The sequence below is a fragment of the Rossellomorea arthrocnemi genome (genome assembly GCF_904424705.1).
In the GTDB taxonomy this organism is placed as follows: Bacteria; Bacillota; Bacilli; order Bacillales; family Bacillaceae_B; genus Rossellomorea; species Rossellomorea arthrocnemi.
In genome coordinates, this window is sequence record NZ_CAJGBF010000006.1 from 131,964 (window position 1) to 148,977 (window position 17,014).

Below are 17,014 nucleotides of genomic sequence, written 5' to 3' on the forward strand. Positions count from 1 at the left end.
TCTGAGTTAGTTTGAAGATCTATTTCCTGCTATTTTCATCCTATTATACTCTTAACTATTGATAGAGCTTCCAAGTCAGGTCAGCAATACGCAACTCATTTCTGAACACATACGGCTTTGTATCTGCCTCAATAATCGCACATTCAATACCTGCCATCTCTGCCCAATCTTGTAGTTGTTCGGACGTAATGTCATATGAGAAAACAGTATGATGAGCCCCCCCGCCAAAAATCCAGGCTTCAGCAGAGTCTCTTAGTGATGGTTGCGGCTTCCACAATACTCTTGCAACAGGTAGATTTGGCATCTCTTTTTCCACTTTTACAGCCTCTACTTCATTTACAAGTAATCTAAAGCGATGACCTAAGTCGATAACAGAGAAATTTACAGCTTTTCCTGGACGGCTGTTAAATACCATTCGTGCCGGATCATCTTTACCACCGATTCCCAGTGGGTGTACTTCAATCACTGGGTTTGTTTCTGCAATCGTTGGGCAAATCTCTAACATATGAGAGCCGAGTACCATTTCATTTCCAGGCTCCATATGATAAGTGTAATCCTCCATAAACGAAGTCCCTTGATTATTAGCCATAATTTTCATCACACGTAAAAGAGCTGCTGTCTTCCAGTCCCCTTCGCCGGCAAAACCATAACCATCTTCCATCAGGCGCTGAACTGCAAGTCCCGGCAATTGTTTCATGCCGTGTAAGTCTTCAAACGTTGTTGTAAATGCAGTATAGCCGCCTTCTTCCATGAATGCTCTCATCCCAAGCTCAATACGTGCTTGGTAACGAATTGATTCACGAACCGGTCCAGCTTCTTTACCCTCAGCCGCAAAATCATACTTGTCCTCATATTCTGCTACTAAACGATCAACATCCCCTTCTGAGAACTCATTCATCTTGGCAACAAGATCACCGACTCCATAACCATTAACGGTCCATCCAAATTTCATTTGTGCTTCAACCTTATCTCCTTCCGTAACTGCAACCCGACGCATGTTGTCACCAAATCGAGCTACTTTTAAACGTTTACTCTCATTGAATGCAACAGCTGTTCTCATCCAAGTTCCAATTCGGCACAGTGTTTCCTTATCCCGCCAATGACCAACAACAACCTTCCGGGCAATTCCCATTCTAGCCCCAATAAAACCATACTCACGATCACCATGTGCTGCTTGGTTTAAGTTCATGAAGTCCATATTTATTTCATTCCACGGAATGTCACGATTATATTGTGTATGTAAATGCAGTAAAGGCTTTTTTAACTCAGAAAGTCCAGCAATCCACATTTTTGCAGGTGAAAATGTATGCATCCATGTAATGATTCCCCCGCAATGATCATCCGCATTTGCCTCAATCATGATCTTTCGAATCTCTTCTGCCGTTTTCACAACAGGCTTATAGACTATTTTAGAAAGTGCATCATCACCTTGATTTAGACCATTTGCCATTTCCTGAGAGTGTTTTGCTACTTCCTCTAACGTCTCTGGTCCATATAAATGCTGACTTCCCGTCACAAACCAGAACTCAACAGGCTTTATTTTCAACATACTTTTATCCTCCCTTTCATTAAGCTTGTCATATGAACATTTCTCTTTTACTATTTTTCCTGTCCATAATAGGCAGCTGCCCCATGTTTTCTTAGGAAATGCTTATCCAGCAAGTTTTGATCCATCGTTTTCGTTTCGGGATTTACTTGATATGTCCATAGTGCCATTTTCGCCACTTCCTCTAAAACCACTGCGTTATGGACTGCCTCATGCGCATCCTTTCCCCATGTAAAAGGAGCATGGTTGTAAACAAGAACTCCTGGTATTCGTGCTGGATCCAGTTTTTCTTTTTCAAATGTTTCTACAATGACAACCCCTGTTTCATGCTCATATTCCCCTTGAATCTCTTCTTTGGTCATGGGACGGGTACATGGAATTTCACCATGAAAGTAATCAGCATGAGTTGTACCAAGTGCGGGTATTCCTATTCCTGCTTGCGCCCAGCTTGTTGCCTGCGGGGAATGAGTATGGACAATTCCTCCGATTTCTGGAAATGATTTATATAAATGGACATGTGTTGGTGTATCAGAAGATGCCTTCAAATGACCTTCCACACTATTACCTTCTAAGTCGACAACAACGATATCTTCTAGTTTCAATTCTTCATAGTCGACTCCACTTGGTTTAATTACTACTAAATTCGTCTCACGATCAATAGCACTGACATTTCCCCAAGTAAATGTCACTAAGTCATACTTTGATAAAGCTTGATTTGCTTCTAAAACTTGCTTCTTCAAATCCTCCAGCATGTTCCGCGCCACCCCTTTTTAAAAACACCTTGGGAATCGAAGCTCTCATGGTGCTTTTCACTATTTTCCAGCTCTATTTTTATTAAACACATCAAAACCTACTGCCAGTAAGAGTACCAAACCTTTAATGGCTTGCTGCCAATCAATACCAATACCGATTAATGACATTCCATTGTTCATCACACCCATTACCAGACCACCGACAATCGCACCAATTACCGTCCCAACACCACCGGCCATTGAAGCGCCACCGATAAATACAGCGGCAATTGCGTCTAACTCAAGCATGTTACCTGCCGCTGGTGTTGCTGAATTTAAGCGAGCCGCAAACATCAACCCAGCTAAGGCTGCAATGATACCGTTGTTTACAAATACCCAGAATACAACGCGTTTCGTTTTTATACCTGATAAATCAGCGGCTTTTTTGTTACCCCCGGTTGCATATACGTAGCGGCCCATTACTGTATTTTTCATAATAAACGTGTAAATAATGATAAGGGCGAATACAATCACCAGTACAATCGGAATACCTTTGTTTAGTGCCAATTGATAAGTAAACCAATTAATAACAAAGACTAATAGTGCTAACTTTGTTACCGTAATCCAGAGTGGCAGTACTTCCAAGCTGTTTTGCAATTGTGTTTTACGCTTACTATACTCTAAATATATTAAAACAAGTGATAGTAGCACGGATAATACGATCGATAGAATATGGAAGTCTCCTGACCCAATGTTCGGCAGGAAGCCGCTGCTTAATTTTCCAAATGAATCAGGGAATGGAGCTAATGACTTACCATCCAATAAATACAAAGTCAATCCACGGAAGATTAACATCCCTGCTAATGTTACAATGAAGGATGGAATGCCTACATAGGCAATCCAGAATCCCTGCCAGACACCAATCAAAGCACCAACAAGAATGGATAAAATAATTGCTAACCAAACCGGTACATTGTTATTGATCATCAATACCCCGGCGATAGCACCGACAAATGCAACGACAGAACCAACGGAAAGGTCAATGTTTCCGGTAATAATGACTAGAACCATCCCAACGGCTAATACTAAAATAAATCCATTTTGCAGGATTAAGTTGGTTAGGTTCAGCGGTTTAAATGTAATCCCATCTGTTAATATCAAAAACAGTCCGGTAATGAATACAAGTGCAATGATCATTCCATATTCACGTATATTGTTTCTAAATAAGTTCATTACTGTTTGCACGATTAGCCCCTCCAGATCCGGTCATGTAACGCATAACATTTTCTTGATTCGCCTCTGAGCGATTTAGTTCACCTGTTATACGTCCTTCATTCATTACATATAAACGGTCTGAGAGTCCAAGTACTTCTGGAAGCTCTGATGATATCACTAATACAGCCAATCCCTCAGCCGCCAATTCATTAATTTGAGAATATATTTCATATTTGGCACCAACATCTATACCTCGTGTCGGTTCATCCAAAATTAATAAGTCAGGCTCGGTAAAAATCCATTTACTCAACACTATTTTTTGCTGGTTTCCTCCACTCAGGTTACCCGCAAGTTGTTCAAGCGATGGCGTTTTAATATTTAATTTATCGCGTAATAATTTCGCTTCGGCAATCTCTTTGTTTTCATTGATGACAGCGTTCTTCGAAATCCGCTTAAGATTCGATAACGTGATATTCCGTTTAATGTCATCGATTAAATTTAATCCATATGTTTTACGGTCTTCTGATACATAAGCAATTCCATCCTTAATGGCCTCACTTACTGTATTTGCATGAATTTCTTTTCCGTTTTTGTATAAGGAACCCGTTATTTTCTTTCCATAAGTTTTACCAAAAATACTCATCGCCAGTTCGGTTCTGCCCGCACCCATGAGACCGGCTATCCCCACAATTTCCCCTCGGCGAATATGAAAATTCACATTATCAATTACTTTTCGTTCTCGCTGTTGAGGGTGATACACATTCCAATTTTTCACTTCAAATACAGTTTCACCAATAGAAGGAACTCGGTCAGGATAGCGACTTGTCAATTCACGTCCAACCATCCCCTTGATGATTCGATCCTCTAATGCTTCTTCTTCTTTTGCCGAGAATGTTTCAATTGTTTGACCATCTCGTAAAATAGTAATTGAATCAGAAATAGCAGATACTTCATTTAATTTATGAGATATAAGAATAGAAGTTATTCCTTGTTTTTTAAGTTCAAGTAGTAATTTTAATAGATTTTCACTATCTGTTTCATTTAACGCTGCTGTTGGTTCATCCAGAATTAATAGTTTTACATTCTTCGAAAGCGCTTTCGCAATTTCAACCAGCTGTTGCTTTCCAACGCCTATATCCATTACAGCCGTTTCAGGTGACTCTTTTAAACCGACTCGTTCTAATAATGTTTTAGCTTCCTTAAATGTATCTTTCCACTTAATTATGTTACGGGATTGTCTTTCATTTCCTAAGAATATGTTTTCAGCTATTGATAGAAATGGACTTAAAGCAAGCTCCTGGTGAATAATAACAATACCCACACCTTCACTTTGCTTAATATCTTTAAAATGACATTCTTGACCTTCAAGATAAATACCGCCATCAAACGAACCACTTGGATAGACACCACTTAATACTTTCATCAACGTGGACTTACCGGCACCATTCTCACCCACGAGAGAGTGAATTTCGCCTTTTTCAACTTTTAAATTCACATTATCCAACGCTTTAACACCAGGGAACGTTTTCGTTATGTTACGCATCTCTAAAATATAATCTGACATAGCCCTGACCACCTTTTTATAAATAACGTAATAATGGTTTCAGTGGTGACTCAGTCACCACTGAATTCCGTTTGGCTATTTTAATTCGTCTTCAGTATAATATTCACTATCTATTAATTTCTCTTTGTAATTGTTGATATCTACAGATACGGGTTCTACAAGATAAGAAGGAACAACTTTCTTGCCATTGTCATATGTTTCTGTATCATTCACTTCCGCTTCTTCACCCTTTTGAATTGATTGAATCATGTCTACTACTACGGCAGCTAAATCACGAGTATCTTTAAATACTGTTTGTGTCTGTTCGCCTGCAATCATAGATTTAACAGAAGCTGATTCTGCATCTTGACCAGTGATAATAGGAAGCGGCAGATCTCCAGAACCATAACCTACCCCTTTTAATGCTTGAATAACTCCACGGCTTATTCCATCATAAGGTGACAATACGGCATCAACCGTTTCGCCATTTGAATACGATTTACTTAAAATATTTTCCATACGCGATTTTGCTAAGTTTCCATCCCAGCGCATTGTAGCACCTTGCTCAAAACTTGTTTGTCCACTTTGTATGACTAATTTTCCGCTATCAATATGTGGCTGTAATACAGATATCGCACCGTCCCAGAAGAAATTAGCGTTATTATCATCAGGAGATCCTGCAAATAGTTCGATGTTAAATGGTCCTGCTTCTTCTGATAGTTTCAATGCCTCTTCAATATAATTTGCTTGTAACACACCTACTTGGAAGTTATCAAAGGTTGCATAATAAGAAACATTCTCAGTTCCCATGATTAAACGGTCATATGCAATGACTTGAATATCTTGCTCAGCCGCTTTTTCTAATACATTTGTTAAGGCTGTACCATCGATGGATGCCACAACTAAAATTTCTGCACCTTTTACAATCATGTTCTCGATTTGTTCGATTTGCTTATCAACATCATCTTCTGCATATTGTAAATCTGTTTTATATCCGAGTTCTTTTAATTGTTTCACCATGTTATTACCATCATCTACCCATCTTTGTGACGATTTAGTTGGCATCGCAACACCGATTAAGCCTTTTTCTTCAGAGCCTCCTGATGTTTTGTTTCCTCCACAGGCAGCTAAAAGCAACATAAAACAAATGAGCAGTGCAAATAATCCTGATTTCTTCTTCATCCTTTGTAACCCCTTTCAATTTTTGTGATCGCTTTTCTCTTTCTTGAATTTAGATTACCAACATTTCCAATGTAAGGCTTTACATAAATTTAAACTGTTTTTATAAAAAATTAATCTGAATGTAAAAATAGTTATGAATCTTGCAATAATATGTACTTTAATGTTTATAAAAGGAACCAAAAAGAAAAACCCTCCAAATGCATGGAGAGTTTTTCCTTTTATTTACTGTTTAAATCGCTTCGGAGATACACCAACCAGTTTCTTAAAGATTGTGCTAAAGTAATGCTGCGATTCATAACCAACTTTTTCTGCTATCTCCCGAATTGACATGTCCGTTGTTTTCAATAAATTAACCGCTTTGTCTATACGCATCTGCGTCAAGAGACCACTATAAGAAATACCTAACTCCTGTTTTATCATACGGCTTAAATAGACTGTTGTAACATGTAGTTCCATAGCAACTCTCTCTAATGTAAGGGATGAGTCCTGGTAATGTTTTTGAACAAAGATCTGGGCCTGTTTAACAATTGGTGAAATTCGTGTTTTCTTATCCACTGCCTCTTTACATCGGGCATAAACCTGATATAAATCGGACAAATCTTCGTTTACATCTTCCAGATGCCAATAGACGTTATCATTCAAGTCTTTCTTAATCATCGCTTCAACCTCTGCAATTTGCTCAGTTGTCACAGATTCCCACAGGCAAACATTAAGTAAATTCGATCTATCCCGAAAAACTGCCGCTTTTATTTTCTCTAAAGATTTCGTTACTATATTTTCAAATGCGAACAAGTAATTTTGCCGATCATTTTCCTGCAGATATGTTCGATTGGTATGATAATCAGGCAGTCTAATGACAAGGTACTGCACAGGTCTCTCAACTGATAATTCTAAAAATTGCAATTGCTCCTTAATTTCATTACTTGTTAATTGACCTGCAATCCATTCTTGAAAAAAACGCTCTTTCAGTTGTACATGATTCTTCTTAATTTGGTTTTCAGCTTGTTTCAAAAAGGATTTCTGTTGGACTTCAACTTCCATTTGCTGTTTTAGCTCTATCAGTACCTTTTTTAGCTTGTCCGGATTAACAGGTTTTAATAGGTAGTCTTCTACTTGCAATCGTATAGCCTCTTGAGCATAGTGAAATTCATCATAACCCGAGATAACGACCATCTTACAATGGGGCAGTTCGTCCCTTAAGTTCTTCATTGCATCGAGACCATTCATTATTGGCATATTTAAATCGATCAATAATATATCAATCTGATGCTTTAAGGCTAATTCAACTGCTTCCTCCCCGTCTTCCGCTTCCCCGATAACTTCCATACCAAATTCTTCCCAGTCGACGGAAGAACGTATCCCCTCACGAATAATATATTCATCATCTGCAATTATTACTTTCCATTTATTCATTGTGTTGCATCCCCTTTTAACAACCCTGTATCATCTTTCAACATCGGTAATATGATTTCGACTGTTGTCCCCCATTTCTCCTCACTCTGAATATGCATCCCATAGCCTTCTCCAAACGCTAACTGGATACGGGCCTGCACATTTAGAGTGCCATAGCCTTTTTTATCCCTGGTTTCCCCTTTGTTCTCTGTTCTAGTAATAGCTTCATTTAGTGCTTGCCGCATCTCTTGAAGCTGTAATTCAGTCATACCAGCTCCGTCATCTTCAATAGTGATCGATAACTTACTTTCTTTTTCTTGCACAGTTACAATGATATGGCCAGGACCCCTTCGTTCCTTAATCCCATGATAAATAGCATTTTCTATAATCGGCTGTAGAATAAACTTAATAACATATAAATCACGAACACTCTCTCCCACATGAATTTGATAGTTTAACTTATCCCGATACCTCGTCTTCTGTATTTGCAAATAATTCTTTATGTGGTCAAGTTCTTCATCCAATGAAATGATGTCTCTGCCTTTACTTAGCCCGATACGGAATAATTTCGCCAGTGACTCTACAACTTCGGCTATGTCACTTGCCTTTTGCTTTCTTGCCATCCACTGGATAGTATCCAGCGTATTATATAAAAAATGCGGGTTAATGTTTGCTTGCAAGCTCCTAAACTCCGCATCTCTTTTTTCCTTTTCTCGGAGTTTCGTTAAAGACATCAAGTGATTAATTTGTCTTAGCATTTTATTAAAACTGCGTCCAAGCATCCCAATTTCATCATTTCGTTTTTCCCTGTAGCGAACATCAAATTCTCCAGACTCTGCTTTACGCATAAATTGCATTAATTGTGCAATCGGATTTGATATTGAATTAGATAAAAAATAAGATATTTGAATTCCAAAAATCATTAACAGAAAAATAAAACTGACTAAATAAAACCTGATCTCCCGTATTTCAAAAATTGTTTCTTCCGCTGGAAACACACCTATCGTCGTCCAATTAGTAAACGGGGATTTTTGGTGAATAAATTGGAGTCGTTGTGAATTCACTTCTTTTGAGAAAGTTCCTGAATCCTGTCCTGTTATCCATTTATTTGGAATAGTTTCAATTAACGGGTCATTGGGCTGATAAATGTTTCGTCCTTGATCATCCACCAGCATAAGATAGCCCGTTTTTCCCAAACGAACGTCTACTAACGTTTCCTTAATGACCCGTTGTTTTAAATCAATCAGGATCACCCCAAGAACTTCATCAGCGTATGGATCTACTACTGCCCGGACAACCGAAACCACTTCGTCATTTTGGTAATTAACTAATGAAGACAGACCTCGATCTTTCGGCTGACCAATAATTGTAAATATACCATTATTGTCGACCGCTTCTTTATACCAACTCTCTTCGGTCAAATCTTTAGTTGATGGTGCAAAAAATTCATTACTGATATAGTCACCGTTACTATTAACGATCAAAATCCCTGCTACTTCGGGTGAAAGGGTAGTAAAATCACGCAGAAAACGCTGGATGTCATATTCATTCGCTGGATTAGGTGCTGCCTCTGCAGCTAAAAACTGCTGTACTTTTTCATTAAAACCGATAAAGTAGGTTAAACTTTGCATATTGCTAATGTAAAATTCAAGGGACTTGTTTACTTTGCTGATAAGCTGCAAAGTATTATCATTTACTTGCTCCTCCAATACACGCTCAACTGTCCAATTAATCAAAAGACCCAGACAAATAATTGGAATGATACTGATAATTAAAAAGTGAGAAATTAACTTATATCGAATGGGTAAATTATTTATCTGTATCCAGTGTTTCAATTTATTCCCCATCCATTCCTAGTTTTATTGTTGATAATAGGCATCCACATTTTTTTTCGTAACTATCGTAACACCAGTATCAACAACGCGAGGAAGCGGTGCCCTTTTATTGGGTTCATGATTTAAATGAAATAAAAATTGCAGTCCCCAATATCCCATCTGCCATGTTTCCTGTGCCAATGTTGCTGAGATCGTTCCATCTTTTATCATATCTAGAGTCCCTTTATCGGTGTCGAAGCTAATTATTTTAATGGAATCTTCAGAATCATTAGACAAGGTTGCTCTTCCGACCCCAACCCCGCCAACTGCTTCCGTAACGAAAACTCCAGTAAGATCCGGGTATTCTTCCATCATTTCCTGCGCAGCTTCTTTAGAGTGCATTTGGTCTCCTCTGCCATCCTTAATAGAGACTACTTCCATGTTGGGATACTCCTTTAAAATTGTATCCCGGAATCCTTGGGCACGATCCATTTGATTTAATTGATGGGGTTGTGTGATGATGCCGACTTGTCCTTTTTCCTTTAATAGTTCTGCCATCTTATGTGCAGCCTCTACACCAGCATTATAACTATTTGTTCCAATAAAAGAGTATGCTTTACTATCTGGCGCATCTGCATCAAACATGACGACAGGTATTCCAGCATCAAAGGCTTTATCAATCACCGTATTTAATGCTTCTGGATCAATCGTTGAGACAGCTATACCAGCAGGATTCTTGGCAATAACCTGTTCTAGTACCGTAATCTCCTCTCCTACATCGTATTGGGTAGCACCGCGATATTCCACAGATACATTCAAAGCTTTTGCCGCATCTTCAAAGCCTTTTAAGGCACCTTTCCAATAGTCAATTCCCATCTGGAAGGTAACCATTACATAAGTTTCATCAATACTGCCTTTCATTGCATTTCCAGACCATTCACGTTTTGAAGAATCGTCTGTTTGATAATGATATACATAAACGACAAATAGACTAGTTAACAATAAATAGATGAAAAGCAGTTTTTTCAATCTTGAAACCCCTTTCAAAATACAGAACAACTTAGAAACGCACTTGACGTGGCTAGGATAATGTTTACCATCTAATGGAGAATAGTTATCTTTATTTCTAATAATAAATCACAACGTTAATGAATGTAACTAACCAAATATATCATCTAAAAAGTCCGTAGCGTATTTTTATCCATTGTCTTTATAAAACATCCTGAATTAAATAATGTTTGTTTTAATGTAAAATTGCAATCAATTAATGAATACATTGTTGTGACGATACAAAATTCCCCTATCACTTTCAACCATTTGATTAATTGATTCGCGTCAAATGATCATGTTTTTTGTATGTGCTAGCATATTTTTGTATAACCAACATCATAAATTGCTTGCTCATGTTTACCTAAATGTATTAATTTCACTCCTTCGTATAACGATTGTTCACTTGTTGTTTCTAGTAAGAGAGAGAACCAAATATTACTCTGAGTGAGGACACACCATATGACTTTTGATCTAATTTAAGGTAAACACCCTAAGATATTTTAGTTATATATTATCATAATACTCTAAATTAATAATTTTCAAGAAATAAAATACAAAGGTAAAGTTACATCTCTCAACCCCCAAAACAACTATGCTATACTAAAAGAAAAACAATATTCAGACTATTCAAAGGGGCCAAATACATGAAACCAAACATTATCGACATCGTCCAATCCCAGGTCATCGCTTCCATCAAGGAAGAAAAAGACCTGGATAAGGCTATACAGTCAAACGCCAACATCGTGTTCATCCTTACTGGCAATTTGATTACAATGAATGGCTATCTGAAAAAACTGAAGGAAGCCGGGAAAGCCACGTTTATACATATTGATTTCATCGATGGACTGTCCAATACGAAGAGTGCCATCAAGTACATAGCAGAAATCTGGAAGCCGGCGGGCATCATTACGACGAGGAGCAATCTGATCAAGTATGCGAAGGAAGAAGGCTTGATGACGATTCAGCGCCTGTTTCTTATCGACCGCAATGCCCTTGAGAAGGGAATTGAAATCTCACATAACTGCAAGCCCGATGCGATTGAAATCCTCCCAGGTCTGATGCCATCTGTCATTGATAGGCTGACAACCATGACTACCCTGCCCATTATAGCTGGCGGCTTGATCAGTAATAAGCAGGATATTTTGAATGGCCTGAGAGCCGGTGCACTCGCTATTTCTTCCGGAGATCCAAAGCTTTGGAATCTGGATTTTTAACCAATAGAGAGTAGTGAACATACGGAGGTGTGGTATGTCAGATATTAGTATAAAATTCATTACTTCAGCCAATTGGCGGGAAGCACTTGAACTTTCCGTCCATGAAGAACAACAGAAGTTTGTTGCGTCTATTCATCCTCCTGCCGCTATTGCTCTTGCGAAAGCATATATTCGACCAGATGGAAGAATGATAGAGCCATACGGGATTTACCATCAAAATAAGATGGCAGGCTTTTTCAATCTGCATTATACACCAGGCAGTAAAGATGACTACTGGTTGTTTCATTTTTTCATAGATAAAAGATTTCAACGAAACGGATTGGGCTCACAAACATTACATGCATTAATCAGACATATAAAAAGTACTCATCCTTCTTGTAATCGCCTGAATTTAACGGTACATCCTGAAAATGAAGCAGGGAGATTATTTTATTTGAAGTTTGGTTTTTCAGAAAATCCTATTTTGACCTGTGACGAACCCACTTTTTCCATAAAAATATAACAATAAGAAAAGGCACACGAATGAACTTGGGAATTCGTGTGCTTTTTCCTTTATGAATTCAAATTTTGTAGCTGAACCTGTGTCGGGCTCACTTTCACGTTCCTACCTTTTTTTCTACATCGTCTTCTGTCTTCCTTTTTTTCCTAATCCATGGGAGGCGTACTGACGTGATATCCCGTTCTTCAAAGATATTTCCTATTTTCGTAATGATGAAGGTGACCAGTGTGGCGAAGATGACGATGGAATAAAATCCGGCTCCAATACCGATTCCGATTCCCCCCACGTAGAAAATCATCGCAGCTGAAGTCAGGCCCTTCACCCTCAGACCGTCTTTCAGGATTACACCTGCACCAAGGAACCCCAGGCCGGATACAATCTGAGCTGCGAGACGCAGGGGATCCATCATTTTTCCGCTTTCCGGTTGACTGAGCATCTCCGCCCCTTCAATTGATACGATCGTGATCAATGTACAAGCCACCGATACATACGTGTACGTTTTTAATCCCGCAGGTTTATTCTTTGAAGTCCGGTCCCAACCGATGATGAATCCTAATATCGCACTCACTACGATGCGGAAATAGATATCATGCTGCCAGAAGAATCTCGTTACTTCATTCATGTAATGCGTCATGCCAACATCCTCCTCTAATGAAAAAGAGACCGCGCCACAAAACGAATGCCTGATTCCTCCACCCATTGGGAAAAAATCATGCCATTCGCTTCATAGGTGATCTCTTCTACTCTTCCTACCAAGCTTCATTCTCATAATATTCCTTTCATCATACACCAATCTTTGCTTCATTTCAACGATATATCTAAAAATTCTAAATATATAATAAATTAAACCTAAATGACCATTGCTTCAAGCCTGGGCACATTGTATGATGGAGTTACATAGTGAATATTGTGGGTAGAGATGAGGAGAACCCTGTGTCAATCGTGTGTACGACCATCGTGCACTCCATTGCCATGGGGTTCTTTTCGTTTTTACATATAAACATGAGAAAAAAGGAGGAAATGATGTTGAAAAACCAATCAATCAGCAGGGTAGCCATCCTTCTTGCTGTAGCCATCACTGGACTTTTATTGCTTCAGGCTCACAACGCAAGGGCAACAGAAACCAACCCGCCCCTCATTATTACGGAGATCGTCACCAAATCCGCCGGGTCCGGACAGCCCTATGAGTACGTCGAAATCTATAATACCACCTCAGAAGCCATCAACTTGCAAGACTATCAGCTTCAATACTTCACAAGCGACTTCTCAAGCCCGGCCAACCGCTGGCCCATCGAAGATAAAATCATCCAGCCGAAAGAATCCCTCGTTCTCTGGTTAAAGAAATTGGCCTATCCTGATGTACCCCTATGGGACTTCAACTCCAACTATGAGATGTACCTCACGCCCGATGATGTATACGAGATCAAGCTGACCTCAACGGGTCAAGGTTTGCATGACAGCAGCCTGCGTCAGGTAGGGATTGCAGACGCAGATGGCTCGATCCTCAGTACCGCCCTCATCAATGATGGGGAAGTCGACGGCATCACAAACCGAAGCATCACATACCAGGCAACGAGCTCTGCTGCGATGACAAAGCTTACTAACGGAGAACAGCCGACGCCCGCTGTCGTTCTGAGCGGACAGGTGGCAGGACCGGCAACACCTGGTAACCTGACCGCAACTCCAGACAACCAGTCGGTTACCCTTGACTGGAAAGCGACAGATGGTGCCGTTTCCTATCAAATCTACCCATCCGACGGATCGACCACTTCCACGGACGCGGCCACATCAACCATAAACGGATTGGAGAACGGGAAGGCATATACATTCCGGGTGACATCCGTTGACGCAGAAGGAAATGAATCACCGGCAACAAAAGAAGTCCGGGCTGTCCCACAGGAGGTCGTGGACAATGAAGCCCCAGCCACGCCTTCCGGATTGAAAGCAACTCCAGGTAAAGATCATGTCAAGTTGCTTTGGAGTGCCAATACAGAAATTGATCTTGCCGGATACCGCGTCTATATCAACGGGACGCTTTACGGGACCGTCCCCCCTGACCAAAAGAGTATGACCGTCTCTCCTCTGGAATTGAACAGGGAGTACTCTTTCAAAGTAACGGCAATCGACCAAGTCGGAAACGAATCGGAACCTACAAAACCACTCCTCACAGGACCGAGTGAAAACGTTCCGACACCCAATCTTCTGATCACGGAATTGATTCCGAATACAGATAACTACGCAGGCTATGATGCATTTGAATACTTCGAGCTTTATAACAACAGCCCGGACCCGATCGATTTGAAAGGATATCGGTTTGCGTCCTATAACTGGGATGAAGAAATCGGGGGCACTCACATCGTGAAACCTTGGGATACGGTGGTGATCTGGACCCGGAACGCAAGTATCAACCCTATCTCCCTTGAAGCATTCAACTATAACTATTTTTATTCGTATAGTAGTAAGTATCTTCAGGAAGAGGATCCGATTGTACTCGATGATATCGCCGGCCTCGTCAACGGCGGCAATACCCTGACCGTTTACGATCCTGATGGACGCGAAGTCGTAAGGGCCGATTATTCAGGAGAGGACGTTTCCCTGAAACAAACCGTCACCTATTCCTATCCAAAGGATAAAACCCGGACGATGGAAAAATTGGCAGCGGGTCAAAGTCCGACACCTGGATGGGTCATTGAAGATCAAGCACCGGATCGTCCGGCGTCCGATGAGGAAGCACCGCAAACACCGACCAACGTGGAAGCCACTGCCGGCAACGGGGAAGCCGTATTAACCTGGGACGATTCCAGTGAAACCGATCTGTACCGTTATCACATTTACAAAGATGGAGAACTTGAATATTCCGTCGATCCATCCAAGACCAACTTTACTCTTTATACGTTAGTCGGTCATCAAACATACACATTACAAGTAAGCGCAGAGGATACATCAGGAAATGTATCGGAGAAATCAGATCCCGTAACCGTCACACCGGATCACCAGCTCATCACCCAGGTTGAACGGTCCCAGCAAGAGAAAGATCCCTCCTACCAGGACCTGTGGGATATCAGTACCGACGGCCCGGTAATCGCCGGACTATCACAAGGGCTCGTTCCTCAAGGATTGACCTATTATAAGAAAAAAGACTGGCTCCTTACCATCGGCTACGTCGATGATGGGATCCGACCGGGTACCATTACCGTTACAGACCGCAGAACGGGAGAACTAGTGAAGTCCATTGTCCTCTACAATACGGACGGCACTCCATATACCGGTCATGCAGGTGGCGTGACCGTCAGTCGTGATCACGGCTGGGTCGCCTCCGAAAATCACTTATTCAGCTTCGATTTAAGCGACCTGGAACAAGCAGAAAACAACGGGGAAATTCAATTCACAAAACAGATTCCTATCCCCGTCGAAGCGGCTTACACCGTTAACGATGAAGGCATCCTCTGGGTCGGGGAATTCTATGAGGCAAGTTCCTACCCGACCGATCCCTCTCATCATTTCGAGAACCGGGACGGAGACATGCACTACGCCTGGATGATCGGATACGATCTAGAACGAAACAACGACATGCTAAGTAAAGAGCAGTGGAATGGCTCGCCTGACGTCAACGCCGTGCCGGATTACGTCCTCTCGACAACCGGAAAAGTCCAGGGAGCCATCATGCAGAAAGCAGCAAGAAATGGCGTCACACTCAGCACTTCCTATGGCAGGGCAAACGACAGTGTACTGTACCGATATGAATACCCTTTAAAAGAAGATCCTCATGCCTATGCCACTGTAGAAGGAAAACAAGTTCCATTATGGTTCCTCGATGGTCACACGGCCAAACCACGCCAAAGCATCGAAGCCATCCCGATGCCTGAGGGAATAGTGGAAATACAAAAAGAGCTGTACGTCGTATTCGAATCCGGCGCCAATAAATACCGGTATACTACCACCTACCCGATGGACCGGATGCTTAAGATTGATATGAAGAAGTTGATGAAGGATGATAAGGGGATAGAATAGCAATTTCACATCAAAAATGGCTTAGAGAATTTTCATCTCTAAGCCATTTTTCTATTTTCTTATGGCCCGAACGCACCACTTTTTTTGCAAGAAAAGTATTCCGCCCCAACTTTCCTGTCTTTATTAAATTTATTTAAATAAATCTTTTTAAATATTCGCCAAATATTTTGTTCATCACTTTGGGTGTATTTTCTAAATACACATTGATTTGTTCGATGTTCGATTCGAATTTATCAGCATTTCTTTCATCTGTTGGAAAATCAGATATTCCTTTAATGATAATGCATTCAACATCATTCTTCTTACAGATATACGCAATTGCACCCGCTTCTGTATCGGCTATTGTTATTCTGTTTTCTTTCAGTTCTAAATAGTCCTTCCACATCACTACGGCTTTATCAGCAGTGGCAATTGTTCCGGTGTAAAAATCATCTCCATATCTTGATAGATCAAGCTCAACTATAAAAGATGGTTTAATAAGAGGCTCGATTTCTTTGACTGTGCAATCATATTGAACGGCTTTATCGGGTACCAAAATATCCAAATTACTGTACTGATCATCTATTCCTGCACATGTTCCAGCAACGATTACTTTCGTTAAATTAAATATTGAAATCATATACTGATTCCCACCAACACCATTTACCTTTCTGACACCGGTACTGTAAAAAACAAGTTCAGTATCACTAATTGTTCTCATGAAATACTCGCCATACGGATAACCGAAACGTTCATTATCTTTTATGCCGAAATATTCCAATGTCGCTTCATATTCCCACTTCGTTGCGATACTTATTCCGATCATCGATTTATCATC

General features: G+C 40.4%; 13 protein-coding genes. 3 read left to right on the forward strand and 10 right to left on the reverse strand.

Translation table 11 applies throughout. The features are described from left to right. Window positions 1–55: 55 nt before the first annotated feature. The 8 genes from araA to BAA9072_RS10915 form a co-directional block, all read right to left on the reverse strand. A complete protein-coding gene (araA, locus tag BAA9072_RS10880) occupies window positions 56–1,549 on the reverse strand; it encodes an L-arabinose isomerase (protein WP_201714700.1) in 1,494 nt (497 codons plus the stop codon). A 50-nt stretch (window positions 1,550–1,599) separates the two neighbouring features. Beyond that, on the reverse strand, window positions 1,600–2,298 hold the full coding sequence (araD, locus tag BAA9072_RS10885; RefSeq protein WP_330999282.1) for an L-ribulose-5-phosphate 4-epimerase: 699 nt from the start codon (window positions 2,296–2,298) through the stop codon (window positions 1,600–1,602). Window positions 2,299–2,358: 60 nt separating this feature from the next. Beyond that, window positions 2,359–3,522, reverse strand: a complete 1,164-nt coding sequence (gene mmsB / locus BAA9072_RS10890; protein ID WP_330999283.1) for a multiple monosaccharide ABC transporter permease — start codon at window positions 3,520–3,522, stop codon at window positions 2,359–2,361. Then, the gene (mmsA, locus tag BAA9072_RS10895; protein WP_201714701.1) at window positions 3,497–5,056 is read right to left on the reverse strand and encodes a multiple monosaccharide ABC transporter ATP-binding protein; all 1,560 of its coding nucleotides are present in this window, start codon (window positions 5,054–5,056) and stop codon (window positions 3,497–3,499) included. The genes mmsB and mmsA overlap by 26 nt, the downstream gene beginning before the upstream one ends. A gap of 75 nt (window positions 5,057–5,131) precedes the next feature. Next, a complete protein-coding gene (gene chvE / locus BAA9072_RS10900) occupies window positions 5,132–6,217 on the reverse strand; it encodes a multiple monosaccharide ABC transporter substrate-binding protein (protein ID WP_201714702.1) in 1,086 nt (361 codons plus the stop codon). 222 nt (window positions 6,218–6,439) lie between these two features. Then, on the reverse strand, window positions 6,440–7,630 hold the full coding sequence (locus tag BAA9072_RS10905) for a response regulator transcription factor (RefSeq protein WP_201714703.1): 1,191 nt from the start codon (window positions 7,628–7,630) through the stop codon (window positions 6,440–6,442). Further along, entirely contained in the window at window positions 7,627–9,444 is a 1,818-nt protein-coding gene (locus BAA9072_RS10910; protein ID WP_201714704.1) for a cache domain-containing sensor histidine kinase, read from the reverse strand. Before BAA9072_RS10910 ends, BAA9072_RS10905 begins: the two co-directional genes overlap by 4 nt. Before the next feature lie 24 nt (window positions 9,445–9,468). After that, the gene (locus tag BAA9072_RS10915; protein ID WP_201714705.1) at window positions 9,469–10,452 is read right to left on the reverse strand and encodes a substrate-binding domain-containing protein; all 984 of its coding nucleotides are present in this window, start codon (window positions 10,450–10,452) and stop codon (window positions 9,469–9,471) included. A gap of 665 nt (window positions 10,453–11,117) precedes the next feature. Between BAA9072_RS10915 and BAA9072_RS10920 the strand changes: the two genes are divergently transcribed. Further along, window positions 11,118–11,687 carry a glycerol-3-phosphate responsive antiterminator gene (locus BAA9072_RS10920; protein ID WP_201714706.1) on the forward strand — a complete coding sequence of 190 codons (570 nt, stop codon included), beginning with the start codon at window positions 11,118–11,120 and terminating at the stop codon, window positions 11,685–11,687. 34 nt (window positions 11,688–11,721) lie between these two features. After that, a complete protein-coding gene (locus BAA9072_RS10925) occupies window positions 11,722–12,189 on the forward strand; it encodes a GNAT family N-acetyltransferase (protein WP_201714707.1) in 468 nt (155 codons plus the stop codon). A gap of 94 nt (window positions 12,190–12,283) precedes the next feature. On the opposite strand, the gene BAA9072_RS10930 is transcribed toward BAA9072_RS10925, so the two are convergent. Then, window positions 12,284–12,808: an MgtC/SapB family protein gene (locus BAA9072_RS10930; RefSeq protein WP_201714777.1), complete on the reverse strand. Its 525-nt coding sequence runs from the start codon at window positions 12,806–12,808 to the stop codon at window positions 12,284–12,286. Window positions 12,809–13,086: 278 nt separating this feature from the next. On the opposite strand from BAA9072_RS10930, the gene BAA9072_RS10935 reads away from it, so the two are divergent. After that, window positions 13,087–16,197: a lamin tail domain-containing protein gene (locus BAA9072_RS10935; RefSeq protein WP_201714708.1), complete on the forward strand. Its 3,111-nt coding sequence runs from the start codon at window positions 13,087–13,089 to the stop codon at window positions 16,195–16,197. A 133-nt stretch (window positions 16,198–16,330) separates the two neighbouring features. On the opposite strand, the gene BAA9072_RS10940 is transcribed toward BAA9072_RS10935, so the two are convergent. Continuing rightward, window positions 16,331–17,002, reverse strand: coding sequence for a 5'-methylthioadenosine/S-adenosylhomocysteine nucleosidase family protein (locus BAA9072_RS10940; protein ID WP_201714709.1), 672 nt, complete (start codon window positions 17,000–17,002; stop codon window positions 16,331–16,333). Window positions 17,003–17,014: the final 12 nt, after the last annotated feature.

What these genes read in the sequence shown, in the direction of transcription:
- araA (WP_201714700.1), bottom strand. Translation starts at nt 1,549, where the DNA reads ATGTTGAAAATAAAGCCTGTTGAGTTCTGGTTTGTGACGGGAAGTCAG.
- araD (WP_330999282.1), bottom strand. Translation starts at nt 2,298, where the DNA reads ATGCTGGAGGATTTGAAGAAGCAAGTTTTAGAAGCAAATCAAGCTTTA.
- mmsA (WP_201714701.1), bottom strand. Translation starts at nt 5,056, where the DNA reads ATGTCAGATTATATTTTAGAGATGCGTAACATAACGAAAACGTTCCCT.
- chvE (WP_201714702.1), bottom strand. Translation starts at nt 6,217, where the DNA reads ATGAAGAAGAAATCAGGATTATTTGCACTGCTCATTTGTTTTATGTTG.
- BAA9072_RS10905 (WP_201714703.1), bottom strand. Translation starts at nt 7,630, where the DNA reads ATGAATAAATGGAAAGTAATAATTGCAGATGATGAATATATTATTCGT.
- BAA9072_RS10920 (WP_201714706.1), top strand. Translation starts at nt 11,118, where the DNA reads ATGAAACCAAACATTATCGACATCGTCCAATCCCAGGTCATCGCTTCC.
- BAA9072_RS10925 (WP_201714707.1), top strand. Translation starts at nt 11,722, where the DNA reads ATGTCAGATATTAGTATAAAATTCATTACTTCAGCCAATTGGCGGGAA.
- BAA9072_RS10930 (WP_201714777.1), bottom strand. Translation starts at nt 12,808, where the DNA reads ATGAATGAAGTAACGAGATTCTTCTGGCAGCATGATATCTATTTCCGC.
- BAA9072_RS10940 (WP_201714709.1), bottom strand. Translation starts at nt 17,002, where the DNA reads ATGATCGGAATAAGTATCGCAACGAAGTGGGAATATGAAGCGACATTG.